27 protein-coding genes are annotated in these 26,992 nt (G+C 74.5%); 13 read left to right on the forward strand and 14 right to left on the reverse strand.

Annotated features, from left to right (window positions below; genetic code table 11):
• The first annotated feature begins 136 nt into the window (after positions 1–136).
• From ATJ97_RS12220 to ATJ97_RS12235, 4 genes are all read left to right on the forward strand, one after another.
• Complete coding sequence (locus ATJ97_RS12220; RefSeq protein ID WP_483866852.1) at positions 137–799, forward strand: ABC transporter permease; 663 nt, start codon at positions 137–139, stop codon at positions 797–799.
• Positions 796–1,518, forward strand: a complete 723-nt coding sequence (locus tag ATJ97_RS12225; RefSeq protein ID WP_098483979.1) for an ABC transporter permease — start codon at positions 796–798, stop codon at positions 1,516–1,518. The genes ATJ97_RS12220 and ATJ97_RS12225 overlap by 4 nt, the downstream gene beginning before the upstream one ends.
• A gap of 89 nt (positions 1,519–1,607) precedes the next feature.
• Positions 1,608–2,621 carry a glycine betaine ABC transporter substrate-binding protein gene (locus ATJ97_RS12230; protein WP_098483980.1) on the forward strand — a complete coding sequence of 338 codons (1,014 nt, stop codon included), beginning with the start codon at positions 1,608–1,610 and terminating at the stop codon, positions 2,619–2,621.
• Between the two features lie 114 nt (positions 2,622–2,735).
• Positions 2,736–3,536: a hypothetical protein gene (locus ATJ97_RS12235; protein WP_143427013.1), complete on the forward strand. Its 801-nt coding sequence runs from the start codon at positions 2,736–2,738 to the stop codon at positions 3,534–3,536.
• A gap of 4 nt (positions 3,537–3,540) precedes the next feature.
• On the opposite strand, the gene ATJ97_RS12240 is transcribed toward ATJ97_RS12235, so the two are convergent.
• On the reverse strand, positions 3,541–4,305 hold the full coding sequence (locus ATJ97_RS12240) for a TetR/AcrR family transcriptional regulator (protein WP_211287206.1): 765 nt from the start codon (positions 4,303–4,305) through the stop codon (positions 3,541–3,543).
• Positions 4,306–4,384: 79 nt separating this feature from the next.
• Here ATJ97_RS12240 and ATJ97_RS12245 point away from each other — a divergent pair, with 79 nt between their 5' ends.
• Complete coding sequence (locus ATJ97_RS12245) at positions 4,385–4,774, forward strand: VOC family protein (RefSeq protein ID WP_098483983.1); 390 nt, start codon at positions 4,385–4,387, stop codon at positions 4,772–4,774.
• Between the two features lie 8 nt (positions 4,775–4,782).
• On the opposite strand, the gene pcm is transcribed toward ATJ97_RS12245, so the two are convergent.
• From pcm to ATJ97_RS12260, 3 genes are read right to left on the reverse strand one after another with little or no spacing between them, the layout of a single operon-like run.
• The gene (gene pcm, locus ATJ97_RS12250) at positions 4,783–5,367 is read right to left on the reverse strand and encodes a protein-L-isoaspartate O-methyltransferase (protein WP_342746897.1); all 585 of its coding nucleotides are present in this window, start codon (positions 5,365–5,367) and stop codon (positions 4,783–4,785) included.
• A 45-nt stretch (positions 5,368–5,412) separates the two neighbouring features.
• Entirely contained in the window at positions 5,413–6,180 is a 768-nt protein-coding gene (locus ATJ97_RS12255; RefSeq protein WP_098483985.1) for a VOC family protein, read from the reverse strand.
• Positions 6,177–6,323: a ribbon-helix-helix domain-containing protein gene (locus tag ATJ97_RS12260; protein ID WP_098483986.1), complete on the reverse strand. Its 147-nt coding sequence runs from the start codon at positions 6,321–6,323 to the stop codon at positions 6,177–6,179. Before ATJ97_RS12260 ends, ATJ97_RS12255 begins: the two co-directional genes overlap by 4 nt.
• A 72-nt stretch (positions 6,324–6,395) precedes the next feature.
• Here ATJ97_RS12260 and ATJ97_RS12265 point away from each other — a divergent pair, with 72 nt between their 5' ends.
• On the forward strand, positions 6,396–7,418 hold the full coding sequence (locus ATJ97_RS12265) for a Gfo/Idh/MocA family protein (protein WP_098483987.1): 1,023 nt from the start codon (positions 6,396–6,398) through the stop codon (positions 7,416–7,418).
• Positions 7,419–7,479: 61 nt separating this feature from the next.
• Here the strand turns inward: ATJ97_RS12265 and ATJ97_RS12270 are convergent, their stop codons facing one another.
• On the reverse strand, positions 7,480–8,037 hold the full coding sequence (locus ATJ97_RS12270) for a DUF488 domain-containing protein (RefSeq protein ID WP_211287208.1): 558 nt from the start codon (positions 8,035–8,037) through the stop codon (positions 7,480–7,482).
• 152 nt (positions 8,038–8,189) lie between these two features.
• Here ATJ97_RS12270 and ATJ97_RS12275 point away from each other — a divergent pair, with 152 nt between their 5' ends.
• The 5 genes from ATJ97_RS12275 to ATJ97_RS12295 all read left to right on the forward strand — a co-directional run bounded on the left by ATJ97_RS12275 (position 8,190) and on the right by ATJ97_RS12295 (position 11,595).
• Positions 8,190–8,951 carry a 2,3-bisphosphoglycerate-dependent phosphoglycerate mutase gene (locus ATJ97_RS12275; RefSeq protein ID WP_245862442.1) on the forward strand — a complete coding sequence of 254 codons (762 nt, stop codon included), beginning with the start codon at positions 8,190–8,192 and terminating at the stop codon, positions 8,949–8,951.
• 13 nt (positions 8,952–8,964) lie between these two features.
• Positions 8,965–9,600, forward strand: a complete 636-nt coding sequence (locus ATJ97_RS12280) for an SGNH/GDSL hydrolase family protein (RefSeq protein ID WP_170037424.1) — start codon at positions 8,965–8,967, stop codon at positions 9,598–9,600.
• A 122-nt stretch (positions 9,601–9,722) separates the two neighbouring features.
• On the forward strand, positions 9,723–10,253 hold the full coding sequence (locus ATJ97_RS12285) for a gluconokinase (RefSeq protein WP_098485435.1): 531 nt from the start codon (positions 9,723–9,725) through the stop codon (positions 10,251–10,253).
• Positions 10,254–10,298: 45 nt separating this feature from the next.
• A complete protein-coding gene (locus ATJ97_RS12290; protein ID WP_098483989.1) occupies positions 10,299–10,967 on the forward strand; it encodes a histidine phosphatase family protein in 669 nt (222 codons plus the stop codon).
• A 166-nt stretch (positions 10,968–11,133) separates the two neighbouring features.
• Complete coding sequence (locus tag ATJ97_RS12295) at positions 11,134–11,595, forward strand: hypothetical protein (protein ID WP_098483990.1); 462 nt, start codon at positions 11,134–11,136, stop codon at positions 11,593–11,595.
• A gap of 170 nt (positions 11,596–11,765) precedes the next feature.
• Here the strand turns inward: ATJ97_RS12295 and ATJ97_RS12300 are convergent, their stop codons facing one another.
• The 7 genes from ATJ97_RS12300 to ATJ97_RS12330 form a co-directional block, all read right to left on the reverse strand.
• Positions 11,766–12,707, reverse strand: a complete 942-nt coding sequence (locus tag ATJ97_RS12300; RefSeq protein WP_098483991.1) for a phosphoglycerate dehydrogenase — start codon at positions 12,705–12,707, stop codon at positions 11,766–11,768.
• Positions 12,708–12,770: 63 nt separating this feature from the next.
• Positions 12,771–13,394, reverse strand: a complete 624-nt coding sequence (locus ATJ97_RS12305) for a class I SAM-dependent methyltransferase (RefSeq protein WP_170037427.1) — start codon at positions 13,392–13,394, stop codon at positions 12,771–12,773.
• On the reverse strand, positions 13,324–14,247 hold the full coding sequence (locus ATJ97_RS20065; protein ID WP_211287210.1) for a helix-turn-helix transcriptional regulator: 924 nt from the start codon (positions 14,245–14,247) through the stop codon (positions 13,324–13,326). Before ATJ97_RS20065 ends, ATJ97_RS12305 begins: the two co-directional genes overlap by 71 nt.
• 88 nt (positions 14,248–14,335) lie before the next feature.
• Positions 14,336–14,938: a copper resistance CopC family protein gene (locus ATJ97_RS12315; protein ID WP_098483993.1), complete on the reverse strand. Its 603-nt coding sequence runs from the start codon at positions 14,936–14,938 to the stop codon at positions 14,336–14,338.
• A gap of 45 nt (positions 14,939–14,983) precedes the next feature.
• Positions 14,984–16,516: a DUF2079 domain-containing protein gene (locus ATJ97_RS12320; RefSeq protein ID WP_211287212.1), complete on the reverse strand. Its 1,533-nt coding sequence runs from the start codon at positions 16,514–16,516 to the stop codon at positions 14,984–14,986.
• 142 nt (positions 16,517–16,658) lie between these two features.
• The gene (locus ATJ97_RS20590; protein WP_143427014.1) at positions 16,659–17,987 is read right to left on the reverse strand and encodes a DUF4352 domain-containing protein; all 1,329 of its coding nucleotides are present in this window, start codon (positions 17,985–17,987) and stop codon (positions 16,659–16,661) included.
• Positions 17,984–20,695 (reverse strand): lysylphosphatidylglycerol synthase transmembrane domain-containing protein, encoded by a 2,712-nt coding sequence (locus ATJ97_RS12330; protein WP_211287214.1) that lies wholly within the window; start codon positions 20,693–20,695, stop codon positions 17,984–17,986. The genes ATJ97_RS20590 and ATJ97_RS12330 overlap by 4 nt, the downstream gene beginning before the upstream one ends.
• 181 nt (positions 20,696–20,876) lie before the next feature.
• On the opposite strand from ATJ97_RS12330, the gene ATJ97_RS19845 reads away from it, so the two are divergent.
• On the forward strand, positions 20,877–21,461 hold the full coding sequence (locus ATJ97_RS19845; RefSeq protein WP_170037430.1) for an HdeD family acid-resistance protein: 585 nt from the start codon (positions 20,877–20,879) through the stop codon (positions 21,459–21,461).
• A gap of 131 nt (positions 21,462–21,592) precedes the next feature.
• A complete protein-coding gene (locus ATJ97_RS12340) occupies positions 21,593–22,024 on the forward strand; it encodes a hypothetical protein (RefSeq protein WP_098483997.1) in 432 nt (143 codons plus the stop codon).
• A 91-nt stretch (positions 22,025–22,115) separates the two neighbouring features.
• Here the strand turns inward: ATJ97_RS12340 and metH are convergent, their stop codons facing one another.
• Both metH and ATJ97_RS12350 read right to left on the reverse strand, forming a co-directional pair.
• The gene (gene metH, locus ATJ97_RS12345) at positions 22,116–25,745 is read right to left on the reverse strand and encodes a methionine synthase (protein ID WP_098483998.1); all 3,630 of its coding nucleotides are present in this window, start codon (positions 25,743–25,745) and stop codon (positions 22,116–22,118) included.
• Between the two features lie 125 nt (positions 25,746–25,870).
• The gene (locus ATJ97_RS12350; RefSeq protein WP_098483999.1) at positions 25,871–26,809 is read right to left on the reverse strand and encodes a methylenetetrahydrofolate reductase; all 939 of its coding nucleotides are present in this window, start codon (positions 26,807–26,809) and stop codon (positions 25,871–25,873) included.
• Positions 26,810–26,992: the final 183 nt, after the last annotated feature.

Here is a 26,992-nt window from a genome sequence, read left to right on the forward strand (position 1 = left end):
GTTCTGGCCAGCCCGGCGCCGGCGCCAGGTATTCCCGGCCAGGGGCCGAGTGTTCGTACCCGCAGGAATGACGTTCCGTCGCACCGGCGGCCTCGGACGTCAGCCGCACCCGGTAGCGTCGGTCGGCGTGATGCCGATGCAGACCGGCGCGGACAACCCGTGGTTCTCGTGGCGCTACCTCGAGAACAACTGGCGCACGCTCGTCGAGCTCACCGGTCAGCACGTCAGCCTCACGGTCCAGGCGGTGCTCATCGCGCTCCTGCTGGCCGTGCCGCTGGCCGTGCTGGCGCGGGGCCGGCCGGCCCTGTCCGGAGCGGTCCTCGGCACCTCCGCGGTGCTCTACACCGTTCCCTCCCTCGCCCTGTTCGGGCTCCTCGCGCCGTTCACCGGCATCGGCCGCACCACCGTGCTGATCGGCCTGGTCGCGTACGCGATGCTCGTCCTGGTGCGCAACACCCTCGTGGGGCTGCGGGGCGTCCCGCCCGCCGTCGTGGACGCGGCCGACGGCATGGGGTACTCCCGGGCGCGGCGCCTGCTCGCCGTCGAGCTCCCCCTCGCCCTGCCGGCCATCATCACGGGGATCCGCCTGGCCACGGTCACCACGGTCGCGCTGGTGACGGTCGGCGTCGTCGTCGGCTACGGCGGCCTGGGCCAGGCGATGTACCGGGGGTTCACCTCCTCCTACCGCGCCGAGATCATGGCCGCCTCCCTGCTGTGCGTGGCGATCGCCCTCGTCGCGGACCTCGTGCTGCTGGCCCTCGGCCGACTCGTCACGCCGTGGCTACGGAGGCGAGCATGAGCGGGGCGGTGCTCGGCGACGCCTTCGCCTACCTCAACGACCCGCTCAGCTGGACCGGCCCCGGCGGGATCCTCGACCTGCTCGGCGACCACCTGTGGATGACGTTCGTGGCGGTGCTGCTCGCCGCCGTCGTCGCCCTGCCGCTCGGACTGTGGTTCGGGCACGCCGGCCGCGGCGGCGCCGCGGTGGTGGCCACCGCGAACCTCACCCGGGCCCTGCCCACGCTGGCCCTGCTCTACATCTTCACGGCCGCACTGGGCCTCGGGCAGTGGCCCACCATCCTCGCCGTCGCCGTCTTCGCCGTGCCCCCGATCCTGTCGAACACGTGGACCGGCCTGCGCGACGTCGACCCCGCGGCCCGCGACGCCGGCGTCGGGATGGGTATGTCCGGGGCCCGGCTGCTGCGCGACGTCGAACTTCCCCTCGCGCTGCCGCTCGTCGCCGCGGGCCTGCGCACCGCCGTCGTCCAGGTGGTGGCGACCGTCTCCCTCGCCTCGCTGGTCGGCGGGGGCGGGCTGGGGCTGATCATCTCCAACGGGATCTTCACCCAGCGCTACGGCCAGGCGCTGGCGGGGGCGCTCCTCGTCGTCGTCCTCTGCCTCGGGCTCGAGGGTCTGCTCGCCGGGGTGCAGCACCTGCTGACCCCGCGCGCCATGCGGGCGGCGCACGGGCGCCGCCGCGGCGTCACGGTCGCCGACCCGGCTCCGGCCGGAGCGTGAGCGCGACGGCGAAACTGCTTGCGTGCGTGGCCCGGGCACGGTCGAATGGCCGACGACGACCGGGACCGGCCCGGCTCGGGGAGGACACCATGCGCCGTTCAGTCACCGCCGTCCTGGGCGGACTCGCCCTCCTCGCCCTGGCCGCCTGCGGCGAGCCGGGCTCCGCCGGCGGGGGAGGGGCCGCCACCTCCGCAGCGGGATCGACCGGGACCTCGGCCGCCGCGGCGTGCGACCCGGTGGCGGGCGACCAGATCGTCGTCCTCGAGGACGACAAGCATCTGCAGACCGTCGACAACGTCATCCCGGCGGTCAACGCCGACGCGTCGCAGCCCGCCATGATCGCGGCGCTGGACGCCGTCTCCGCGGCCCTCGACACCGACAAGCTCATCGATCTCAACAAGCAGGTCGACGTCGAGCGGAACACCTCCAACCAGGCCGCGAAGGCCTTCTACGACTCCGCCGGCATCGAGGTCGGCGACACCTCGGGCTCCGGGAAGGTGGTGGTCGGGGCGGCCAACTTCTCCGAGTCCGCCACGCTCGCCGAGCTCTACGCGCTCGCCCTCACCGACGCCGGCTACGACGTCGAGGTCCGCACCATCGGCAACCGCGAGACGTACGAGCCCGCCCTCGAGTCCGGCGAGCTCACCGTCGTGCCCGAGTACGTCGGCACCCTGACCGAGTTCCTCAACGTCAAGGTCAACGGCCCCGACGCCACCGCGCAGGACCCCCAGGCGAGCTCGGACCTGGCCTCCACCACGGACAACCTGACCGCCCTGGGCAAGGAGGTCGGACTGGTCTTCGGCAAGCCGTCCGACGCGGCGGACCAGAACGCCTACGCGGTGACGACGGCGTTCGCCCAGGAGCATGACGTGTCCACGCTGTCCGAGCTTGCCGACGCCTGCGGCGAGCTCACGCTCGGCGGCCCCGTCGAGTGCCCGGACCGGCCGTTCTGCCAGCCGGGGCTGGAGAAGACGTACGGCCTGAAGTTCTCCGAGTTCGTCTCGCTCGACGCCGGCGGACCGCTGACCAAGCAGGCGCTGACGGCCGGGGACATCGCGCTCGGCATGGTGTTCAGCTCCGACGCGGCGCTCGCCACCGACTAGCTGCGGGGCCGGCCGCTGACCGTGCCCCACGCTCCACCACCACGCGACGTCCCGGTGTGCTACACCGGTGGTGTCGACGACGGCGGGTCGCCGCGCCTGGGTGAGGTGGTTCCCGTGGCAGGGCTGGCTGTGCGTGTCTCCCGAGGTCTGAGCGGGCTGGTCACCGCGGCGCTGGTGACGCTCGCGGTCGCCGCGTGCGCGGCGCCCGCCGGAGGCGGCGGCACGGCGCCACCCACTGCGTCGACCGCCGCGCCGTCCAGCACCGCGGCGTCGGGCGTGCCGAGCGGCACGGCAACGCCCTCACCGACCGCCTCCAGCGCGGGCTGCCCCGCCGGCGGCACGGTGCCGGACGGTGCCGCGACCGCGCCGACGGCGGACCTGGACGGCGACAGGCGGGCCGACACGCTCTGGCTCTCCGGCGGCCCGACCCGCACGCTCGGCGTGCGGACCGCCTCCGGCGCGGTGCTCTCCACCCGCTTCAGCAGCGGCTCGCCGATCGCGGCCAAGGCCCTGGGGCAGCGCCTCGCGGACGGCTCCGCGGTCGTGCTCCTCGACACCGGGCGGTCCGTCGCCCTGTACGCCGTCGTGGACTGCGAGCTCGTCCCCACCCGCAACGTCCAGGGCGGCCAGTACACCTTCGACCTCGGCTTCACCGGCTACGGCACCGGGGTGGGCTGCGCCGACGTCGGCAACGGCCTGCAGCTCGTGGGGCTGAACGCCGCCCCGTCGGCGTCGGGCACCACCTTCGAGGTGACCCGGACACCGATCGAGCTGCAGGACCGTGGTGCCTCGGCGCGCAACGGCAGGACGGAGGTGCTCGCGAAGGACGTGCCCGACGACGACCCGGCCGTCACGCAGGCCCGGACGGTGACGTGCGGGGACGCGCCACCGCCGGTGGCCGAGCCGCAGAGCTGACGGGTCAGCGCTCGATCAGCGCCGCCAGCCCGTCGAGCACCCGGGCGAGCCCGAAGTCGAACGCCCGCCCCGCCTCCCACGCGGCGCCCTGCGCCTGCCCGGCCGCGCTGCCGACCCGCGACGCGAGCGGGAAGGCCCCGGGGTCGACCACCTGCCCGAGCAACGGTCCCGCCGACTCCCACCACTGCTGCTCGTCGAGCGCCGAGTCGCGCCGCGCAGCCGCCGCGTCGGCCGCCGTCCGGGCCCAGCCCTGGACGAACGCGAGCACCCACGCCAGGGCGGCGTCCATCGTGACGTCGTCCAGGCCGAGGCCGTCGAGCGCCGCGAGCTCGTGCTCGTACTTGGCCAGCGCCCCGGGCCCGAGGGCGGGTCGCGTGGTCGAGACGGTCGCCGCCCACGGGTGGCGCTCGAAGAGCGCCCGGTTCTCCAGCACCACCTCCCGGACCCGCTCGCGCCAGGGCCGCTCCGCCGTCGTCCGCCGGAGCATCTGCGAGTAGACGTGGTCGAGCATGAGGTCGAGCAGCTCGGCCTTGCCCGGCACGTAGGTGTACAGCGTCATCGGTGCGGTGCCGACGGCGGTCGCCACCCGGCGCATGGTGACGGCGTCGAGTCCGTCGGTGTCGGCCAGCTCCACCGCCGTGTCGACGATCGTGTCGAGGCTCAGGCGCTGCCGGGGACCGCGGGCGGACGCGCGCTCGTCGAGGGAGTGGCGCCAGAGCAGGGCGATCGTGCGGGCCGGGTCTCCGGTGCTGGTTCGCGGTGAGGGCACGGGAACATTCTGAATCATCGTACGTTGTACGACGTACGCTGTACCGAGAGGCGGTCCAGCACCGACCGACAGGAGTCCCGTGAACATCACCTCATCCGCCGTCAGCCTCAACGTCGCCGACCCGGCCGCCTCGGCGCGGTTCCTCGTCGACCACTTCGGCTTCGCCGAGCAGATGTCGGCCGACGGCTTCTCCTCGCTCGCCCGTCCGGACGCCGGGTTCAACGTCGTCTACCTGCGCACCGGCATGCCGACCCTGCCGCCGGACCAGCGCGACGTCCACGCCCAGGGGCAGATTCTCGCGTTCGTCGTGGACGACCTCGAGGGCGAGCTCGCCCGCCTGCAGGAGGAGGGGGTGGGAATCACCATGCCGCTGACCGTGGAGGAGTGGGGCGAGCGCGCCTTCCAGGTCCGCGACCCCAACGGCGTCATCGTCCAGCTTGTCGACTGGAACGGGCCGACGGCGCAGTAGGCGCCCCTTCACTCGGCCGCGCGGAGCGGCACGAAGCTGAACGAGCCGTGGGCCTGCGTGCGCACCTCGTCACCGTCCCGGTCGACGGTGAGGAGGTGGCCGCGCACGGGGATGACCATGCGTCCGCCGTCGGCGAGCTGGTCCACCAGCCCCTCAGGGACGTGACGAGCCTCCGCGGAGACGAGGATCCGGTCGAACGGTGCCGCCGCGGCGCGGCCGACCCGTCCGTGCTCCGCGACCTCGATGCTCGCGTGGGCGATGCCCGCCGCCTCGAGGTTGCGGGCACCGGTCTCGACGAGCGCCGGCACCAGCTCGACGCCCAGCACGCTGCCGCCCGGGGCGACGAGGTGGGCGAGCAGCGCTGTCGTCCAGCCCGAGCCCGAGCCGACGTCGAGCACCTTGTCGCCCGGACGCGGGTCGAGAAGCTCGAGCATGGCGGCCACGGTGCTCGGCTGGGAGCACGTCGCGCCGTGGCCGATGCGCAGCGGCATGTCGGCATGGGCGAAGCGGAGCTGGTCCGGCGGCAGGAAGGACCGCCGGTCCACGGCGCTCATTGCCGCGCGGATCCGCGACCCCTCCGACACCGTGCGCACCTCCAATGGCGCTCGAAGCGCACCGCCATCCTCCCGCCGGGAACCTCAGCGTGTCTCCTGCGTCTCCTCCTCCACGTGGTAGCCGTACAGGTCGCGCTGGGTCTCGTTGACCCACAGCTCACTCCCGTCGGGCATCGTGACGCGGAGCGTCCGGCCGTAGGCCTCGTCGATGAGGTGAGCCTGCAGGCCGGACTCCGTGACCTTCCCGAGGAGCGGGGCCAGGTCACCGACCTCGAGGCTGATCTCGCAGGCGGTGGTGCCGTCGACCGTTGTTGCCTCGCCCGCGTGGAGGCCCAGGATCCCGTGCCCGACAAGGTCGGCCCAGCCGCCGCCGTCCGAGGTGATGCGACGGCGGAAGCCCAGGCGGGAGGCCGCCGCGGCGCCCTCGAGGACTGCTTCGGTGTGGACCAGCCCGACGACGCTGAGCACAGCGGGCGTCACCGGGGCGGCGCCGGCGGGCGTCTGCCTCCGGTCGACGACGACGCTGCCGATGCCTGGCACCCGGACCTCCAGGGCTGAGCCGTGCCCCAGTGTGACCGGCCGGGCCGGGAGGCCGGCTGCCTCGACGGCGTCGCGGTAGGCGCCCAGGTCGTCGACCTCCAGACCGAGCTTGGTGCGACCCTCGAGCGGACCACCGCGCGCGGCGGCGTGCAGTGCCACGCGCCCGGACGGGGCGGCCAGGACGGTCCAGCCGTCGGCGTCCTCGCCCGTGCCGACGAGGCCGAGATCGGTGTAGAACCGGCGCCAGGTCGGGAGATCGGTGACGAACTGGATGGGCCGGACGGTCGGGGTCGGGCCGGTCCACGCGGTCATGAGGGCTCCACTTCATCGAGGTACTCGGTCAGGACGCGTTCGACGAAGGTGGAGAGCGACACGCCCTCGTCGATGCAGCGGTGCTTGACCGCCCGCACCAGCGCGGGCGGGAGGTACACGTTGAACTGTGCCTTGTCGGCCATGGCGGCAACCTAGCTCCCGGCTAGGTTGCTAGCAAGCGAATATGCGCGCCCGGCCACCAGTACCGTGAGCCCATGACGTCACGGACGGGGCTCGAGCAGGTTCGCTGGGGGATCATCGGCGCCGGCGCGGTCGCCGAGCGCAAGTCCGGGCCGGGCTTCCAGCGCGCCGAGCGTTCCTCGCTCGTGGCCGTGATGCGGCGCGACGGCACGAAGGCCGCCGACTTCGCCCGCCGCCACGGCGTGCCGCGCTGGTACGACGACGCCGACGCGCTGGTGGCCGACCCCGAGGTGGACGCCGTCTACGTCGCCACCCCGCCCGGCAGCCACCGCGAGCACGTCCTGCGCGCGGCGGCGGCGGGAAAGCCGGTGTACGTCGAGAAGCCCATGGCCCGCACCGCCGACGAGTGCGAGGAGATGATCGACGCCTGCGCCGGCGCCCGCGTGCCCCTCTTCGTGGCCTACTACCGCCGGGCGATGCCCCGGTTCGTCCGCGTCAAGGAGCTTCTCGACGGCGGCGCCGTCGGCGCCGTCCGGGCGGTCGCCGTCCGCCTGCAGCGCCCGGCGCCCGCCTGGGAGGGCGGCGAGATGCCCTGGCGGCTGCAGCCGGAGATCGCGGGCGGCGGGCTGTTCGTCGACCTCGGCACGCACACCCTCGACCTCCTCGACCACCTGCTCGGCCCGATCGAGACTGTCGCCGGGACCGCCACCAACCTCTCCGGGCTGTCCGCGGCCGAGGATCACGTGGCCGCCGCGTTCACCTTCGCGTCCGGTGTCGTCGGCACGGGGCTGTGGGCGTTCGACGCCGCGCACCCCCGCGACGAGGTGGAGATCGTCGGGACCGCCGGCTCGCTGATCTTCTCCAGCTTCGGCGAGGAACCGCTGGTGCTGCGCACCGCGCGCGGCGAGGAGCGCATCGACGCGCCCTATCCCGAGGTCGTGCAGCAGCCGCTCATCCAGCTGGTCGTCGACGAGCTGACCGGCCGTGGGACCTGCCCGAGCACCGGCGAGAGCGCGCTGCGCACGGCGAGGGTCGTGGACGCGCTGCTCGAGGACCACCGGGCGCGCACCGAGCAGGGCGTCGCCGCCGCACGGTGACGGGCTGAGCTCAGTGACGGGCTGAGCTCGGTGAGGGACTGACCTCAAGTACGGGATGGCCTCAGGGCGGGCCGCCGTCCCAGACGACCTCGCCCGGCTCGGCGAGCCGGGCACCCTCGGCCACCGGGTGCTCCCGCAGTCCGCCGTCGTGCATGAGATGACGCACCTCGGCGCCGTGCGCGAGGACCGCGACGTCCGCGACCAGCCGGCGGTGGCACCGCCACCACACCGCCTCCGAGCACATCACGGTGACCCGTCCGGGTCCCCGCGCCTCCGCGAGCAGCTCGGCCATGGCGGCACGGAACTCGGGGTCGCGCGTCCACCCGGCGTAGGCGCGGAAGGCGTCCACCTGCCACCACGTGTCCGGCGAGGCGGCATCCTCCGCCTTGCGCAGGTGACGCCGCCCGCCGAGCCGAGGTTCCCAGCGGTAGCTGATCCCGGCGCCGGGCAGCCATTCCTCGAGGGCGTCGCGGCGCACGTCCGGGTTGTTGCGCGAGCCGGGGAATCGGCGGATGTCGACCACGGTGGTGACCCCGGCAGAGCGCAGCAGGTCCGCGAGCGCGGACCGGTCGAGCGCCGCGTGACCGACCGTCAGCAGCGTCGTCCCCTCGCCGGCCACCACGTCAGCGGAGGCCCGTCCGGAGCTGTTCGGCGGACGTCGCGACCCGCCGCTCGCGGGTCGCCGGGCTCGGGTGGCGGTAGGTCGGCATGGTCCGGATGGTAGGTGGCTCCCCGTGCGAGCGCCCGCGGCGGCGTGCCAGAGTGTTCGGCGTGGACGGCTCTCTCGGCGCTCTGGTGCTCGTGCGCCACGGCGAGTCCGTCGGCAACGCGCTGGAGATCTTCACCGGCGTCCTCGACCTCGACCTCACCCCGGCGGGCGAGGAGGCGTGCCGTGTCGCGGGCGACCGGCTCGCCGGCGCCGGGTTCGCGCCGGACCTCGTCGTCACGTCCGAGCTCGCCCGCGGTCGCCGCACCGCCGCGCTCGTCCGCGCGGCCCTCGGATCGACGGCCCCGGTCGTGCGCACGTGGCGGCTCAACGAGCGCAACTACGGCGCCCTGTCCGGCCACCTGAAGGCGGAGGTGCTCGCCGAGCACGGGCGTGAGCTCTTCCTGCACTGGCGCCGCTCCTACGCCGGGCGGCCCCCGGCGCTCGACGAGGCCACCCTCGCCCTGTGGCGCCGGCTTCCCCCGTTCGACCGGCTCCCCACGGAGGCCCTGACGCCCACCGAGTCGCTCGCCGACGTCGTCACGCGGCTGCGGCCCTGGCTCCCGGAGCTGCGCGCGCACCTCGCCGGCGGCCGGAACGTCCTCGTGGTCGCCCACGGGAACTCCCTGCGGGCCCTGTGCGCGCTGCTCGACGACCTGGGCCCGGCCGAGCTCGCGGCGCTCAACCTGCCAAACGCCCGCCCGCTGCGTTACGACCTCGTCGACGACGGCGACCGGCTGCGCCCGCTCGTCCGCGGCGGCACGTACCTCGACCCCGAGGCAGCCCGGGCCGAGGCGCTCCTCATCGCCGCTCAGGGCGGGACCTGACGTGCCCCGGTCGGTGCGCCTCCCGGTCGGTGCGCCCGCCGGCCCGCCGGACGGCGTCGTGCCGGGCGCCGCTCCCGTTCTGCGGCTGGTGGTGCTGGGGGAGTCGACGGCGGCCGGTACGGGTGCCCCGACCTACGAGACCGGTATGGCCGGTCACCTCGCGCGCCAGCTTGCCGCGGACGGCCGGCAGGTGGCCTGGCGCTCGCTGGGCCGGAACGGAGCCCGCGCGCGGGTGGTGACCCGTGACCTCGTGCCCCGGATGAACGACGGCGGTGCCCCCAGCCACGTCGTGGTGCTCATCGGCATCAACGATCTGCAGCGCTCGTGGCGGGGTGCGTGGGCGCGAGACGTCGCCGATCTGCTGCGCGTGGTGCAGCGGACGTCCCCGGACGCCCGCGTCGTCGTCAGCGGGCTCCCGGACGTCACGGCCATCCCGGCGCTCCCGCCGCCGCTCGGCCCGGTGCTCGCCCGCCGGGCACGGCGCTTCGGGTGGGCGACCGAGCGCGCGGCGGCGGCGAGCGGCGCCGTCTACGTCCCCGTCGACCACCTGGCGCTCAACCCGGCGGACTTCTCCGCCGACGGCCTGCACCCCGGCCCCGACGGGTACGCCCGCTGGGCCAGACACCTCGCGCCGTACCTCACGAGGTAACCGTGTCGGAGGCCCGGGCAACCGGAGGCAAGGCGTGGCAGGCGGCGGGCCGCCCCAGGTACGGTCGGGGCACCACCAGCCGATCGGAGCATCGAATGACCGAGGCGAGCACCGCCGCCACCATGTCGCCGTGGCCGAAGAAGGCGCGCGGCCCGCGCCACCTCGTGGTGATGGGCGTCTCCGGCGGCGGCAAGACGACGATCGCGATGATGCTCGCGGGCAAGCTCGGCTACATCTTCGCCGAGGGCGACGAGTTCCACAGCGAGGCCAACCGCGAGAAGATGCGCTCCGGTACCCCGCTGAACGACGACGACCGCGCCCCGTGGCTGCAGTCCATCCAGGACTGGATGACCGCCGAGGCTCAGGTGGGGCACTCCACCGTGGTCACCTGCTCGGCCCTGAAGCGCAAGTACCGGGACGTCCTGCGCGGCGCCGAGGGGAGCACGATCTTCGTGCACATGGCGCCGCCGGTCGACCTCACGCTCGAGCGCATGAACCGCCGCAAGGGCCACTACATGCCGGCCAGCCTGCTCGACTCGCAGATCGACACGCTCGAGGAGCTCGAGCCGGACGAGGACGGCTTCAAGGTCCACAACGTCGGCACGCCCACCGAGGTGCTGGCGGAGGTCCTCGACCACCTCAAGGACCGCTGACGCCGAAGATTTCCGGCCCCCGCGGCCGTCGGCGATGATGGCGGTATGCGACTGATCCTTGTGCGGCACGGCCAGACCAGCTCCAACGTCGGCGGCCTGCTCGACACCGCCGAGCCCGGGGCCGACCTGACCGACCTGGGCCGGGAGCAGGCCGCAGCCCTGCCGGCGGCGCTCGGCGAGGAGCCGATCGACCTCATCGTCGCCTCCACCCTGGTGCGCACGCAGCAGACGGCCCACCCGCTGGCCGCTCACGCCGGCCTGGAGACCCTCGTGCGACGCGGCGTCCGGGAGGTCCACGCCGGCGACCTGGAGATGCGCGGTGACATGGCCTCCGTGCGCACCTACCTCGGCACGATCTTCGAGTGGAGCGCCGGGAACCTCGACGCTCGCGTCCCGGGTGGGGAGAGCGGCGCCGAGTTCTTCGCCCGCTACGACGAGGTGGTCGCGGAGGTGGCGGCGACCGGGGCGGGCACCGCCGTCGTCGTCAGCCACGGCGCCGCGATCCGCTCCTGGGTCGCCGCCCGGACCGACAACGTCAGCATCGACCACGCCGCCACCCACCCGGTGACCAACACCGGCGCGGTCGTCCTCGAGGGCAGCCTGGAGGACGGGTGGACCGCGCTGACGTGGGAGGGGCACGCCCTCGGCGGCCCCGCCGTAGACCGGCCCGAGGCCGACGGCGCAGCCGCCGAGCCCGTCGACGTCCAGGGCTGAGCCGCCCCGGTCCCGGCACGGCACGGCACGGCAGCGTGACGACGCCGTGACGGCCTGATCGTCGCGGCGCCATACGTACTTGTGCGTATGGCGCCCGGGCAGGCCCCTCACGAGACTTCCCTCCATGACGCCGCCACCGGGGCGGCACGCCATCGAGGAGGTACCCGTGACCGGGACACGTCACAGCACCGCCCGTACGTGGAGGCGCCGCGCGGGCGCCGTCGCGGCCGCCGTCGCAGCGATGGGCATCGCGAGCGCGACGAGCGCATCGGCCCATCACTGCTACAAGGTCGACTGGAACGACAGCGCGCGCGAGCAGCTCGCCAAGAACCGCACGGCCTGGATGCCGCTGTCCGACCTGGGCGCCATGATCATCGGTGCACCGGTCGAGCAGGGCGGTTATGGCCGTCCCGACTGCGCCGGGTCCGCCGACGTCGCCGTCGCCGCATGGATGGAGCAGGCCGGCGTCTCGCAGGAACCGCTGATCCACTCCAAGGCGACTGTCGGCAGCGGCGCCGCCTACCAGGGCAAGGCCCCCAAGGGCTTCGCCTACCTCAGCGAGGACGACTTCGGCGTCCTCGTCATGGCGATCGACGCCGACCTCGCCCAGACCTGCGACGGCTTCTGACCTCCCGCACCACCGGCCCCGGCCGGTAGGGCTCTGAGGGTCCCCGCCCCAACCACCCCCCCGCCAGGCGGGTCCCCCTCAGCCCCGAACGGGCGGCCCCCGTGCGCCTCATCAGGTGCGCGGGAGCCGCCCGTTCCTCGTTGCGCCGACGGCGGAGCGGCGCAGCCTGGTCAGCGTGCGACGATGTTGCGCAGCGGCTCACCGGCGCGCAGAGCCGCGAGGTTCGCGGCGATGAGCTCGTCGGCGCCGACCGGCCGGCCGCCCGCGGCGTGCGGGGTGATGACCAGGTTGGGCAGGTCCCACAGCGGCGAGTCGGCGGGCAGCGGCTCCACCGCGGTGACGTCGACGGCGGCCCCGGCGATCGCGCCCGCCCGCAGCGCCTCGGCCAGGGCGTCCTCGTCGACCGTGGTCCCGCGGCCGACGTTGACCACGTAGGCGTGGCGCGGGAGCGCGGCGAGCCGGTCGGCGTCGAGCGCCCGCTCCGTCTGCGGCGTCGCCGGCAGGATCATGACGAGGACGTCGGTGCGTGCCAGCTCGGCGGTCAGGTCGTCCTCGGCGATCACGTCGAACCCGTCGCGCGGGCCGGCCGAGCGCGCCACCCCGCGCACCTCCGCCCCGAGCCCGCGCAGCAACGGCGCCAGGGTGCGCCCGATGTTGCCGAAGCCCCACACGAGGACGCGCGCACCGATGAGCGAGGTGACGGCGCCGTCGGGCCGGAGCGGCTGGAGCCCGCCGATCTCGTCCGCCCACCGGTGCTCGCGCTGCGCGGCGGCCGACTGCGGCAGCCGCCGGAGCAGCGCCAGCGTCAGGGCCAGGGCGTGCTCGGTCACCGTGGCGTCGTGCAGCCCGACGCCGGAGGTGACGACCACCTCGTCCGGGAAGCCCGCTGACAGCACCGAGTCGGGGCCCGCGGCCAGCGTCTGCACCCAACGCAGGTTCGGCATGCGGCCGGCGACGGCGGCGAGGTCCGCCTGACGGTTGCCCCAGACCACGAGCGCATCGGCGTCCAGGTGCTCCTCCGGCACGGGCGCGGTCGCGTCGTACACGACGGAGGAGACGCCGTCGGGCAGGGACGGGTCGAGCGGCATGGTGTCGGGCAGGAGGATCTTCATGTGCCCGAGCGTATGTGACCTCCCGGACACCCGGTCTCGGCGGCGCAGCCGGACGCGGTGCGGCTAGGCCGGTCTCACGGCCCGGACGTACGCCGCGTTCATCCGCCGTCCGGTGAGCAGCTCTCCACGCAGCTGCACGAAGCCGGCCTGGTGCACGAGCCTCTCCAGCGCCCTCTGGTTCAGGTTCCCACCGCCGGACCGCAGCCCCCAGCGCCGCAGGATCTGCCACATGCTGACGACCATCTGCCGGGGTGAGAGTCCCTGCCCGGTGGCGTCGGCGACGACGAGCACACCTCCCGGACGCAGCAGCCGACGCGCCTCGGCCAGCATCGCGGCCGGGTCGGGGACGATGTGCAGGAGGTTGACCGCGACGACGGCGTCCGCGGAACCCTCGGGCAGGCCGGTGGACGTCGCGTCAGCCGGTCGCACCGTCACGTTCGGCAGCGAGCCGAGCTTGCGTCCGGCCTCCTTCAGCATCGGGGCCGAGAGGTCGGTGGCGATCACGCTGGAGCACCGGGGCGCGTACGCGAGGGTGTGCTGCCCGGTGCCGCAGGCGAGCTCCACCACCTCGCCGTGGAGGTCGGCGGCCAGCCGCGCGCCGATCTTCGACGCCAGGTCAGGACCGCTGATGTGCACCTGGTCGGCGTCGTAGGTCTGCGCCACCCGGTCCCAGAACGTCTCCGACATGCTGCACCTCCGACCCGCCCGTCCCATTGAATCCCGGGAAGGCGGTCCTCACCGGGTTTTCGGGCACCGACGTGACCGGCCGTTCACCCACCGGCAGCAGGCCGGCACGCTGCGCCTCGAGCACCGCCGACAGCCGGTCCACCGCCCCGAGCTTGCGGTACAGGTTCTCCTGGTGCTTGTGGACGGTGCGCGGCGAGATCGCCAGGCGGGCCGCGATGCCCCGGACGGTGCTGCCGCCCGCGATGCCGTGCAGCACGAGCAACTCGCGGGGCGTCAGCGCCGGCCCGGACGGGGCAGGCGTGGGCGTCGCCCGGTGCGCCGTCGCGTCTTCCTCGATGCGCGCGAGGAGGCCGATGTGCCGGTCCAGCCCCGCGACGACCGGCTGGAGCAGCCGGGCCACCTCCTCCTCGGCCTCCCGGAACGGCTCCTCCGCGACGAGGGCGAAGACCTCGCCCGGGCCGGCCGCGGGCACGGGGAGGGCCAGCTGGTGGACGGTCAGGCCGACCGCCTCGATGAGCTCCCGGGTCCCGGCCGTGAGGACGTGGCCGGCGGCCACGGCGTCCGCGAACGTCACCGGTCCGGTGGGCCGCCCGTGCCGGAGGTGGGCCACCAGCGGGTGCCGGTCGACGTCGGCGAGCACCCTCGGCCAGGCCTGCACCGGTGCCGACCCGTCGGGCAGGTAACGGGCGGTCGGCGTGCCGTCGGGACCGAACAGCGTGCGCACCACGAAGTACGCGTGGAACTCCTCCGCGAGCGCCCGGGAGAGCCGCTCGTGCGCCGAGCGCGCGTCGGGCGCAGCCAGGACCTCTGCGCTGACGTCGATCCATCCAAGCGCGCGCCTGCTCGCGCCCATCGTCCCTCCCCGCTGAGGAGGCACACAGTAGCGGTGCGGCGGACGGGGCCGGGCGGTTTTGAGTTCGCTCCTGTCGGTCGTTCCTCGCTCAGCCCTGCTCGCGCCAGCGCCGCACCGCGATCGCGACGACGCCGCCGAAGACACCCACCGCGAGCAGGACGACCAGCCACGCCGGGACCCCGGACGCGCTCGCGCCGTCCTCGGCGGGCGCCGTCGTGGTGGCGCCCGGCGTGCTCACCTCGTCCGGCGAGGCGCTCGGCGCGGGGGCGGACGGCGCAGCCGCGGCGTCCGTCGTCGTCTCCGGGGCCGCGCCCGCGACGTCGAACCCGAGCTCGCCGTCGATGCGGTGGCCGTCGGAGGAGACCACCGACCACGTCGCGCTGTAGGCGCCGGCGTCGAGCGCGGGGAGGGGGAACGTGGCCTTGGCGCCGTCGACGGTGGGCGATCCCTCGGCCACCGTCGCGCCGGACGCGTCGGTGACGATCACGACCTGGGCGCTGTCGAGGAGCTGGTTGTTGAACGTCAGCACGATCTCGGTCGGTGCGGCGTCGAGCTGGGCACCGTCTGCCGGCTCGGAGCCGATCAGCACGTCGTGCGCGCTCGCCGGCGGCGCGAGGACGACGGCGACGAGCGCGAGGAGGGCCAGCAGCGGCGTGCGGATGAGACGGCGGCGGAGGGTGTGGGGGAACACGTGGCCACCATAGGCGCCGCCCCTGCCGCGGAGGAAAGCCGCTGGTCACCCGGCCCGCTCGGCCACCTGGTAGCCGTCGGCGTCGACGACGAGGACGTAGGTGGTGCCGGGGTGACGGCTCTCGGCCAGGGCGGCGGCGTCGGTGACCGTCACGTCGGGCCAGGTCCGTCCCTGGGTGTCGAGCACGAGGTAGTCAGGGGCCGGGTTGCCGTGGTTGCCCACCCAGTACACCTGGGCCCGGGGGACCAGGTAGGCCATGAGATAGATGTCGGACTCCACCGTGCTGCCGGGCGTCACGGCGTCGACGGCCGCCCGTGCGCCGTCGAGCCGCGGCGAGGGCTGGTACGTGACCGGGTCGGCGAGCCGCGCGACCGGCGTCGTCACCGTCATCCCCACCGTCGTCGCCAGCGCCAGGGCGACGGCGGCGCTCGCCCAGCCGCCCCGGCCTGCCGGGGCGCGGAGCTGACCTGACCCGGCAGGACCGGTCACCGGCGCCCGACCGGTGCGGCGTGCGGCCGGCGGCCCGGCGACAGCGTCCAGCAGCGCGGCGGCGGCCACGGGCATGAGGACGGCGGAGTAGTGCCACTCCCAGCCCCAGTAGTGCTCCACCTCGCCGACGAACCGCCACGCCAGCGTGGGCACCCACAGCCACACCAGGGGCGAGCGGACGCCCACCACGCCGGCGGCCAGCACCAGCAGCAGGACGGTCACCCACTTCTCGGCGGGCGCGAGGGCGCCGAGCAGGAGATCGAGGACGCCCGTGCGGCCCTCGGTGGCCACCCGGTCGTAGTAGTCGTAGGTCCCGCGCGGGTTCAGGGCCGGGAGGACGACCCCGATCGCGAGCACGAACCACACCACGCCCCAGGCGGCCAGGCCCGCGCCCACCTGTGCCTGCCGGTCCCCGCGCACGGCCTGCAGCGCCCGGCGCGGCCAGGCGGCCCGGCCGGCGGAGATGCTGCGCCACCAGATCACGAGCCCCAGCACCGCGACGGTCAGCCCCAGGTCCTCCTTCACCAGCACGAGCGGCGCCGCCCACAGCGCGCACGCCCACCACCGGGCGCGCAGGAACGCGGCGAGGGAGAGGGCCAGCAGCGGCACGGCCAGGGCGATCTCGTGGAACTGCACCGCCACGGCGCCCTGCAGACCCCAGCTGAACGCGTAGGCGACGCCGAGCGCCGCCCCCCGCCGCGGGCCGAGGAGCTCGCGGGCCACGGCGGTCAGGGGGACCGCGGACAGGGCGAGCAGCAGCGCCTGGACGATCAGCAGGGTCAGGCCCGAGGGGAAGAGCCGGTAGATCGGCCCGAGCACGACGAGGAGCGGGTGGAAGTGATCGCCGAGCAGGTTGAAGCCCGCACCCTTGATCGTCACCACCGGCGCCTCCAGGCGCGAGTACGCCTTGGCGAGCTGGGTGAAGATGCCGAGGTCCCACGACGGCACCTCGAGCCGCCGCCACTGCGTGACGGCGAAGGTGCTGTACACGGCGGCCGCGACGGCGGCGACCAGCCAGGGCACCCACGGGCCGTCGGACCGGCGCACGGCGGAGCGACGCCGCCCGGCACGCTCCAACCCGACTCGCACGGTCTACCTCCGCGTGCCGCCCATCCACCGGTCGGCGCCACCCTAACCGCCGCCGCGCACGGGCGCGTGACCGCCTCCACCCGAAGCGGGGTCCGAGCGCAAGGGTGTGGCGGGGACGCCCGCCGCCCACACCGAGGCGGCCCTACGGCGTCGGCAGCTCCACGGGCACGCCGGCGCTCTGGTCTGAGGCGTGCAGCACGAAGGCGGCGGGCACGGTGCCGACGGGGACGTCGAAGACCACCACGCCCTCCGCGCTCTCGCCCTGCTCGAGCTCGGCGAACCACAGGCGGTTGCCGTCGACCGCCATCGCCGCGCCGGGGTCCGGCCCGTGCTCCGTGCCGCCGGCGTCGAGGAGCCGCTGGTCGATGTCGAGGAAGTAGGAGGTGCCCGGGGCGGTGGCGGTGACGCGCAGCCGGACGACGACGTACTCGCCCTCGGCCGTCGTCGTCGCCGTGGCGCCGGCGAGGTCGGTCAGCCCGGTGGAGACGCCGAGCACCTCCGCCTCGAAGGGACCGTCGGCCACGGCGGCGCCGACGGCGACCTCCCCGTCGGGCGGTGCGACGGCGGTCGGGGAGGGCAGCGGGTCCGGCGTGGGGCCGGGGGACGTTGTCGGGGCGGGTGACGGGTCCGGTGACGCCGTCGGTGCGGTCGTGGGCCGCGGGTCGGGCTCGTCGCCGAGCCCGCCGACGACGCCGACGACGAGGCTGACGATCACCCCGCCGAGGACCAGGACCAGCAGGTTGCGCCGCCACCGGCCGCCGGAGGCCTCGGCCTCTTCGTCCCGGCCGGGCGCGGGCGCGGAACGACCTGCGGGGCCGGTGCCGGCGGCGGCACCTGCTCGTGCCGGCGCGGTGCCGCCGGGGACGACGGTGATCGTGGGCGTCGGGCCGCCGGCCTCGGCGGGCGACGCCGCGGGGGAGCCGGGCGCCGGGTCGGCCGGCCCCGGGGCATCCGCGCGACCACGTCGGTTCCGGCGTCCGGGACGCGGGCCGTGCCCCGGCTGGGTGGCCTCCTGGCCGCGGCGGCGCCGGGAGGGCCGCCGCCGGGGCCCGCGCGAGGGGCGCAGGTCCTGCCGGTCGACGCTGCCCGGCTCGTAGAAGTCCTCGTACCCTGGCGGGGCGGCCGGTGCGTCCGGGCCTGCCGCCGGTGCCGACGTGCGCCGCCCGGCCCCGCCGACCCGGGCGGGATCCTCGGGCCGGTCCTGGGCCGCCGCCGGGTAGGTGACCCGGACGTCAGCCGCGCCGTCCGCCGTCGGGGCGGCTGCGCCGTCGGGAAGAGAGGGACCGGGGCCGCCGGCCGGTGGGATGGAGAGGTCGCCGTAGGGATTGGTGGCCTGGGTGTTCAGGGTCGCCGGTGCGTACGGCTCGGCGTCGGGCGGCCCGTCGGTGTAGGGATCGCCGGTGAACTCCCGGCGGGCGTCGTCGTGCCGGCCGAACTGCCCGGGGAACCACGGGGGGTCCTGCTGGGTCACAGGGCGTCCTTGTGCTGGAGGTAGCGCAGCGCCGCCCAGCCGAGCGGCACGCGGCCCCAGAACGTCAGGACACGGAAGAGGATCGCCACCGAGACCGCCGTCGCCGCCGGGATCCCGGCGAGCGTGAGCCCGGCCGTCAGCGCCGCCTCGACCGGCCCGATACCCCCCGGGGAGGGCACGACCGCACCGATCGAGTTCGAGGCGAGGTAGGTGATCGCGAGTTTGGTCAGCGGCAGCTCGTACCCGAACGCCGCCAGCGAGGCGCCGAAGGCGGCGACGTACCCCGCGGTCATGACGAGGTTCCCCACGATGCCCGTGGCGAGGCGGCGCGGGTTCGAGACCACCCACACCACCCGCGGCCAGACCTGCTGCATGGTGGGGGCGACCTTCTCCCACACCCACGCGCGCACCGTGGGGACGAGCAGCACGACGCCGATGGTCGTCAGCACCAGGGCGACGGCGAGGATCACCGACCCCGACGGCGCGCTCAGCGAGCCGGCCGAGCCGGTCACCAGCGCGACCGTCACCAGCAGCAGCACCGTGGTGATGAACTGCGACAGCTGCACCAGGCCCACCGTGGCGACGGCCATCGGCGTGGAGATGCGCGCCTTGTTGAGGAAGCGCAGGTTCAGGGCGGCCGGGCCGATGCCCGCCGGGGCCACGAGGGAGATGACCGACGCCGCCACCTGGACGAGGGTCGTCCGCCACATCCCCAGCCGCTCCGGGGAGAAGGCGACGAGGCCCATGGCCGAGCCGACGTAGGTGAGCAGGCCCATGCCGAACGCCACGACGATCCACACCGGGTTGGCGCGCGTGACGGCCGCCGTGACCTCCTCGATGTTCATCCAGGACAGCAGCGCCCAGACCGCGACGACGGCGACCGTGAGGGTGATGACCGTGCGTGCCGAGAACCGGTTGAGCTGCAGCGGCGCGACGTCGGCCCGGGGGATCAGCTCCACGAGCTCCTCGCGCAGGGTGGCGAGCAGCTCCTTGAGGTCGTCGACGGCGGCGCGCGTCGTGGAGGGCATGGCCACCGGCTGCAGGAGCGGCGCCATGGACGCGAGCTGGTCGCGCGTCAGGACGCGGGCCGCGGAGGTCAGCGCCCGTTCCGCTCCGACAAGGGTGGCGAGCATCGCCAGCAGCTGGGCGAGGTCGAGGCGGCGCGAGAGCTCGGAGGAGATGATCTCCCCGTCCTCCCAGGAGATGATCCGCACCTGGCCCGCCCGGTCGACCAGCACGGCCTCGGCGCTGAGCTCGCGGTGCGCCAGGCCCTTGGCGTGGGCGGCGCGCACCTGCGTCCACAGCTGGTCGAGCAGGTCGTCGTCCAGCTCGGCGGGCGCGAGCTCGTCCAGGCGGCGGGCACCCGGGAGGTGCTCCGAGACGATGAGCACGGAGTCGCGCGACTCGGTGATCCCGACGAGCTCCGGTGCGCGGACCCCGGCTGCCCGGGTGGCCAGGGCCATGAGGGCGGCGCGGTTCGCGGCCTCGCGCAGGCTCCGGGCGGGGCGCCGGTCGATGCCCCGCAGCCGCACGCTGTCCCACACCGAGGCGAGCACGCCGACGACGTGGCGGTCACCGTCGAGGACGGTGACGTCGTGGCGGCGGCCCTCCACGTCCCAGATGGCGTAGAGCCGATGGGCGGACTCCACGTCGAGGGTGCGCACCGCCGAGGAGGAGACCTCCTGCAGCACCTGCTCCGGGTCGGTCAGCGGGTCGGGCGCGATGGTGTCGGACCCGGTCGCCCCCTCCTGGTCGACGGCGGCGAGCAGGTCCGCGGGCGAGGCGTCCCCGGCCGGGACGTCGTCGAGCCGGGCCCGGGCGCCGTCGTCGTCCGGGGCCGTCGCGGCCGGCTCGCGGAGACGTTCGGTGTAGCCGATGGGGGAGGACGTCGTCACGGTCCAGGCCTGCGCGTGGGTGCCCACCAGCACCGGGTCCATGCGCACGACCCTGACCGGGTCCAGGCCGGCGCGGCGCAGCCCCCGCACGAGCTGGACGCCGGTGGCCCGCTCGTGGAGCACGCCGGAGGCGTAGCGCATCCCCAGCCCCGCGGACCGGCCCAGCAGCACCGCGACGATCGCGCCCGGCAGGGTCTGGTCGCCCTGGACCACCGAGAGCGCCAGCACGATCCACAGCAGGTTCCAGGACCAGCGGAGCAGGCGGTTGTGCGAGCGGTCCCCGACGGCGGTGAGCACGCCGGCGATGCCGGCGGCGTAGACGTTGAGCCCGATGACGGTGTCGCCCTCGGAGGTGATCGTCAGGCCGCGGGTGAGCGAGACGGGGGCGACGTTGTCCAGCAGCCACAGGGCCCCCACCGCCAGGACGACGGCGACGAGGCCGGTGGCGAGCGCCTCCAGCGCGGAGCGCCAGCTGCGCCGCACCACCCGGTCCACCAGCACGATGAGCGGGACGAAGAAGGAGACCAGGCCCTCGAGCACGGTGACCGGCAGCAGCAGCACCTGGCGCAGCACGTTGGCCACGGCGGACTGCACGTCCTCGGTGACGCCCTGGGTGGTGGCGTGGGCGTAGACCGCCAGCACGAGCACGAAGCCGATGCCGAGCAGGGAGGCGACGAGCGCCAGGAGGTCGCCCGGCCGGCGCACGCGCGTCTCCGGCGCGTCCACGAGCAGCACCTCGCGCCTCGGCGGGGTGTCCTCCACCGGGGCCGTGGCGGGCATGGTGGCGCCGCCGTCCCCCGGTTGCAGGCTCATGCCCGCGAGTCTACGGCGGGGACCCGGGGCCGACGGCGCACCTGCCGGGCGCGGCACCGCGCCGATTTCGTGCGTTCCGGCCGCACCCGGGGCAGCTCTCCCCGGAGGCGGCTGGGCACGAAGGTATGGTTGGTCGGGTAAAACCAAGTGCCGGGGACAGAGCTCGGCCGGGAGGTGGACGATGTCCTGGGGGCAGACGCGCATGGGCGAGCAGCTCGCGCGCTACACCGCCCGGAGCTGGTGGGTGCCGCTCGTGCGTGGCCTGATCCTCCTCCTGGTGGGTCTGGCGCTGCTGCTCGCGCCCCTGACCAGCCTCGCCGCGGTGGTCACCGTGCTCGGCGTCGGCGCCCTGGCCGACGGCGTCGTCTCGGTGGTGCTGGGGATCGCCGGACGCGGCCAGTGGGGCGCCGGCTGGCGCGTGGTGCGCGGCGCGATCGGCGTGCTCGCCGGCCTGTTCCTGATCTGGCAGCCGTCCATCTCGGCCAAGAGCCTGGTCGTCCTGGCCGGCATCGCCGGGCTCGTCACGGGCGTGGTCATGATCGCGGTGTCCGTGCAGACCCGGGCGCTCGCGCCCAGCACGTGGTCGGGCGGCCTCGTCGCCGGGGGCCTGCTCGCCCTCCTGGGCACCTTCCTCATCGTCTTCCCGTCGGTGGCCCTGCTGGTGGCCACGGTCTCGCTCGGGATCGGCGCCCTCCTCGTCGGGGCGGCGCTGGTCGCCCACGGCTGGCGGCTGCGCCGGGAGTGGAAGCAGCTGGCGCGGCTCTGAAGGTGCCAGGGACGTTGGTCTCTGGACGCGGGGCAGGACCGGCGCGAGCGTGGAAGAACCTCCAGGGTGTGGAAGCGCCCCCAGGGGTAGCTGCCCTCGCTGGACGGGCCGACCGAAGGAGGTCGTTCGCGATGAGGGACACCGTCGTCCGTCTCGTTCTCGTCGCCATGCTGCTGGTGACCGGCGTCAGCGCGATGTGGGGCGGGTACATGCTCGCCACCGGCGCGTGGGAGATGGACCCGGCCGCGTGGCTGGCGCACACACCGTTCGGGTCCTGGACCCTCCCGGGCCTCGCCACGATGCTGTTACCGGGGCTCGCCGTGTTCCTCGCGGGTGTCGCCGTGCTGACGAGCGCGCCGCACCACCGGACCATCGCCATCGCCGCGGGCGTCGGCCTCATCGCCTGGGTGGGGGTCGAGCTCGTCTGGATGCAGGTCTTCCACCCGGTGCTGCACCCCGTGTTCCTCGGCGTGGGCGTCGTCGTCGCGGTGCTCGGCTGGTTGCTGCCGCACGAGCGTACGCAGGAGCCGGCTGCCCGCGGGCCGCTGGTCGGTCGGGCCTAGGGGCACTTCCTGGTCGCGCCGCCCCTCGGCGCCGCGGGCCGCTGACCCGCCCCGCCGACGCTTCCTCGTGGCGCGGCGCCCTGGTGCCACGTCAGGGCACGTACCCCAGGTTCGGCGCGAGCCACGTCTCCGCCTCATCCAGCGTCCAGCCCTTGCGGGCGGCGTAGTCGGCAACCTGGTCCCGGCCGAGCTTCCCGACGGCGAAGTAGGTCGCCTCGGGGTGCCCGAGGATCAGCCCGGACACCGCCGACGTCGGGTACATCGCGCACGACTCCGTCAGCTCCAGGCCCGCCTCCTCGGCCCCGAGCAGGGCGAAGAGCGTGCGCTTCTCCGTGTGGTCCGGCTGCGCCGGGTAGCCGGGCGCCGGCCGGATGCCGGCGTAGCGCTCGCGGATGAGGTCGGGCACGTCCAGCGCCTCGTCGGCGGCGTAGCCCCACAGCTCGGTGCGCACGTACCGGTGGGTCCACTCGGCGAAGGCCTCGGCCAGCCGGTCGGCGAGGGACTGGGCGAGGATCGCGTTGTAGTCGTCGTGGTCTGCCTTGAACGTCCTCGCCAGCTCGTCCGCGCCGTGGATCGCGACGGCGAAGCCGCCCAGGTGGTCGTCCCCGGTGGCGACGAAGTCCGCGAGCGCCGCGTAGCGGCCCGCCCGCTCCTTCTGCTGACGCAGGGTGTGGAACGTGACCGGGCCGGCTGCGCCGTCGGGCTCGACGACGATGTCGTCCCCCTCCCGGCGCGCCGGCCACAGGGCGACGACGCCGCGCGGCTCGTACAGCCCCTCGGCGACGATCCGGTCCAGCAGGGCGCGGCCGTCGGCGAGGAGCTGACGGGCCTGCTCGCCCTGGCGGGGGTCCTCGAGGATCCGGGGGTAGGTGCCGCGCAGCTCCCAGGCGGAGAAGAACGGCGTCCAGTCGATGATCTCGACGAGCTCGGTGAGGTCCGGGCGGAGCAGCTGCCGGCCGAGGCTTCGTGGCGCGGGCTGACCCGGGGCGTCGACCGTGCGGGAGTCCGCGCGGGCGGTCTCCAGGTCCACCAGGGTGACCTTCCTGGCGCCGTGGCGCTCGCGCAGCTCGGCGTACTCCCCGCGCACCCGCTCGGCGATCTCGGTCTCCCGGCCGATGACGTCCGCCGCGACGCCCACGGCCCGGCTGGCGTCCGCCACGTGCACCACGGTGCCCGGGTACGCCGGGTCGATCTTCACCGCCGTGTGTGCGGCGGAGGTGGTGGCGCCGCCGATGAGCAGCGGGGTCGACAGCTTCCGCCGGGCCATCTCGCCGGCCACCGACACCATCTCGTCCAGGCTCGGGGTGATCAGGCCGGAGAGCCCGATGATGTCCGCGTCGAGCTCCGCGGCGGTGTCCAGGATCTTCTCGGCGGGCACCATCACGCCGAGGTCGGTGATCTCGAAGCCGTTGCAGGCGAGCACCACGCCGACGATGTTCTTGCCGATGTCGTGGACGTCGCCCTTGACGGTCGCGAGCACCACCCGTCCCTTCGAGCGGCCGCCCGTGTCGACGGCCGCCGCCTCGAGGTACGGCGTCAGATGGGCGACGGCCCGCTTCATCACGCGGGCGGACTTCACCACCTGCGGCAGGAACATCTTGCCCGCGCCGAAGAGATCGCCGACCACGTCCATGCCCTGCATGAGCGGGCCCTCGATGACCTCAAGCGCGGAGCCGAGCTCCTGGTAGGCCTCCTCGGCGTCGTCGACGATGTGGTCGGAGATGCCGTGGACCATGGCGTGACGGATCCGGTCCTGGACGCCTGCGTCGCGCCAGGCGTTCCGGGCGGCTGCGCCGTCGTCCCCCTCGCGGGCCTGGTTGCGGTACGTCTCCGCCAGGGCGATGAGCCGGTCCGTGGCGTCGTCGCGGCGCGCGAGGATGACGTCCTCGACGGCCTCGCGCAGGACGGGGGCGATGTCCTCGTACACGCCGAGCATCCCGGCGTTGACGATGCCCATGTCCAGGCCCGCGCGGATCGCGTGGAACAGGAACACGGTGTGCATCGCCTCGCGCACCGGGTTGTTGCCGCGGAAGCTGAACGAGACGTTGGAGATGCCGCCGCTGACCAGCGCGCCGGGCAGGTTGGCCTTGATCCAGGCGGTGGCCTCGATGAAGTCGAGGGCGTAGCGGTCGTGCTCGCTCATGCCGGTGGCGACCGTGAGCACGTTGGGGTCGAAGATGATGTCCTGCGGCGCCACGCCGGCCTTCTCGGTGAGGAGGCGGTAGGCGCGCTCGCAGACCTCGACGCGGCGCTGGTAGCTGTCGGCCTGGCCGTGCTCGTCGAACGCCATGACCACCATGGCGGCGCCGTGGCGGCGCACGGCGGCGGCGCGGCGCAGGAACTCCTCCTCACCGTCCTTCAGCGAGATGGAGTTGACGACGCCCCGGCCCTGCAGGCACCGCAGCCCCGCCTCGATGACCTCCCAGCGGGAGGAGTCGACCATCACCGGCACCCGGGAGATGTCCGGCTCCCCGGCGAGCAGGTTGAGGAAGTGGGTCATGGCCTCGACGCCGTCGAGCATGCCCTCGTCGAGGTTGACGTCGATGAGCTGGGCGCCGGCCTCGACCTGCTGGCGGGCGATCTGCACCGCCGCGGTCCAGTCCCCGGCCAGCACCGCCTTGCTGAACCGCGGCGAGCCCGTGATGTTGGTGCGCTCGCCGACGTTGACGAAGTTCAGCTCCGGCGTGAGCGTGAACGGCTCGAGGCCGGACAGGCGCAGGTGCTGCGTCCGCTCGCCCGGCGTCCGCGGGCGGTGGCGGGTCACGGCGTCGGCGATCGCGCGGATGTGCTCCGGGGTGGTGCCGCAGCAGCCGCCGACGATGTTGACCAGACCCTCGCGGGCGAAGTCGCCGAGGACCTCGGCCATGTCCTCGGGCGTCTCGTCGTAGCCGCCGAAGGCGTTGGGCAGTCCGGCGTTGGGGTGGACGGAGACGAGCCGGTCGGAGGCGCCGGCGATCTCGCGCACGTGCGGGCGCATCGCCGCCGGGCCGAGCGCGCAGTTCAGGCCGACGGAGACGAGGTCGGCGTGCTCGGTGGAGATGACGAACGCCTCGGGGGTCTGCCCGGAGAGGGTGCGGCCGGAGGCGTCCGTGATGGTGCCCGAGAGCATGACCGGCACGGCCCGGCCCACCTGGGCGGCGACGTCGTCCACCGCGTGCAGGGCGGCCTTGGCGTTGAGGGTGTCAAAGACCGTCTCGACGAGGATCAGGTCCGCCCCGCCGTCGAGAAGCGCGCGGGCCTGCTCGGCGTAGGCGACGCGCAGGTCCTCGTAGGTGACGGCGCGGTACTCGGGGCGGTCGACGTCGGGGGAGAGGGACGCCGTGCGGTTCGTCGGTCCCATGGCGCCGGCCACCCAGCGGGGGCGTCCGTCCGCCGCGGCCGCCTCGTCCGCGGCCTCGCGGGCCAGCGCGGCGGCCCGGCGGTTGATCTCAGGCACGAGGTGCTCGGTGCCGTAGTCCGCCTGCGCGATGGTGGTGGCGGTGAACGTGTTCGTGGTGGTGATGTCCGCGCCGGCGGCGAGGTACGCGCGGTGCACCTCGAGCAGCACGTCCGGACGGGTGAGCGCGAGAAGGTCGAAGTTGCCCGTGTAGGCGCGGGCCGGGTCGGCGCCGTCGAACCGGAAGTCCGACTCCTCGAGGCCGGCCTGCTGCAGCAGCGACCCCCACGCCCCGTCGAGGACGAGGATGCGAGCGCGGGCTGCCTCGCGCAGGTCGGGGGTCATGCGGGTCTCCTGAGGTCGGTACTTGATATGGATCTGGCGGGCGCGGAGCGGTGGGCGCTCGGGCGGACGCTGCGGCCGGCCCGCCGCGGCACGGGAGCGGCTGGCTCCGGCCGCGGTGGCGGTGCCTAGGCCGGTGCGGCGGACGCCGGTGTCGCGCCCGAGCTGACGAGAGCGGGGTTCAGCACCCCGCGCGCCCGCAGGTGGTCGAGCACGTCCAGCGCGGGACGGTCCCGGTTGAAGGTGTACAGGTGCAGGCCGGGCGCGCCCACGGCAAGCACCCGGTCGATGAGCGCGAGCGTGGCGTCGAGACCGCGGCGCAGGCGCACGGCGTCGTCCCGGACGTCGAGCAGCGCGTCGAGGCTGAGGGGCACGGGCACGCCGGTGAGCTCCTCGAGCCGGGCGAGGCGGCGCCGCTCGGTCATCGGCAGGATGCCGGGCACGATCGGCAGGGTGACGCCGGCGGCGCGGGCGTCGCGCACGAGTGTCGCGTAGTCCTCGGCGTCGTAGAACACCTGCGTGACGGCGTAGTCCGCGCCGGCGGCCTGCTTCTCGCGCAGGGCCGCGATCTCACCGGGCCCGCTGTTGCGGCCGGACGGGTAGGCGGCGACGGCGACCGTGACGTCGCCCGTGGCCGAACGGGCCGAGTGGACCTCGCGGATGAGCCGGACCAGGTCTGCGGACCCGGCCACACCTTCCGGGTCGGGGACCCATCGGGTCTGTCCCGCGGGCGGGTCTCCCCGCAGGGCGAGGAAGTCCCGGACCCCGGCGTCGAGCAGGTCCCGCACGCGCGCGGTGAGCTCGGCGCGCGTCGCTCCTACGCAGGTGAGGTGGGCGACCACCGGGACGTGGGTCTCGGCGAGAAGGCGGTGGACGATCGCGTCGGAGGAGGTGCGGGCCGAGCCCGAGGCGCCGTAGGTCACCGTGAAGAAGTCCGGGCCGGCCTCGGCCATGCGCCGGATCCGCGCCCAGACGGCGTCGTCGGACTCCGTCCCCCGTGGCGGGAAGAGCTCGAAGGAGACCGTCGGGAGCGCGGTCTCGGGGGCGATCAGGCTCGACGTCGACATGCAGAGGTCACTCGACAGGATGCGGCGGGACGCAGGGCGAGCGGTCGGCGTCGTGGGGGTCGGTGCATACCCTGATCTTCTCCCGGCCGCCCCACGTCGCGCACCGTCAGTCGGATGGTGACCCGGCTGGCGGACGTACGCAGACCTGTTGCCCACGATGCGAGATCCTGCGGTCGCACGCCA

The organism is Georgenia soli (assembly GCF_002563695.1).
GTDB lineage: Bacteria > Actinomycetota > Actinomycetes > Actinomycetales > Actinomycetaceae > Georgenia > Georgenia soli.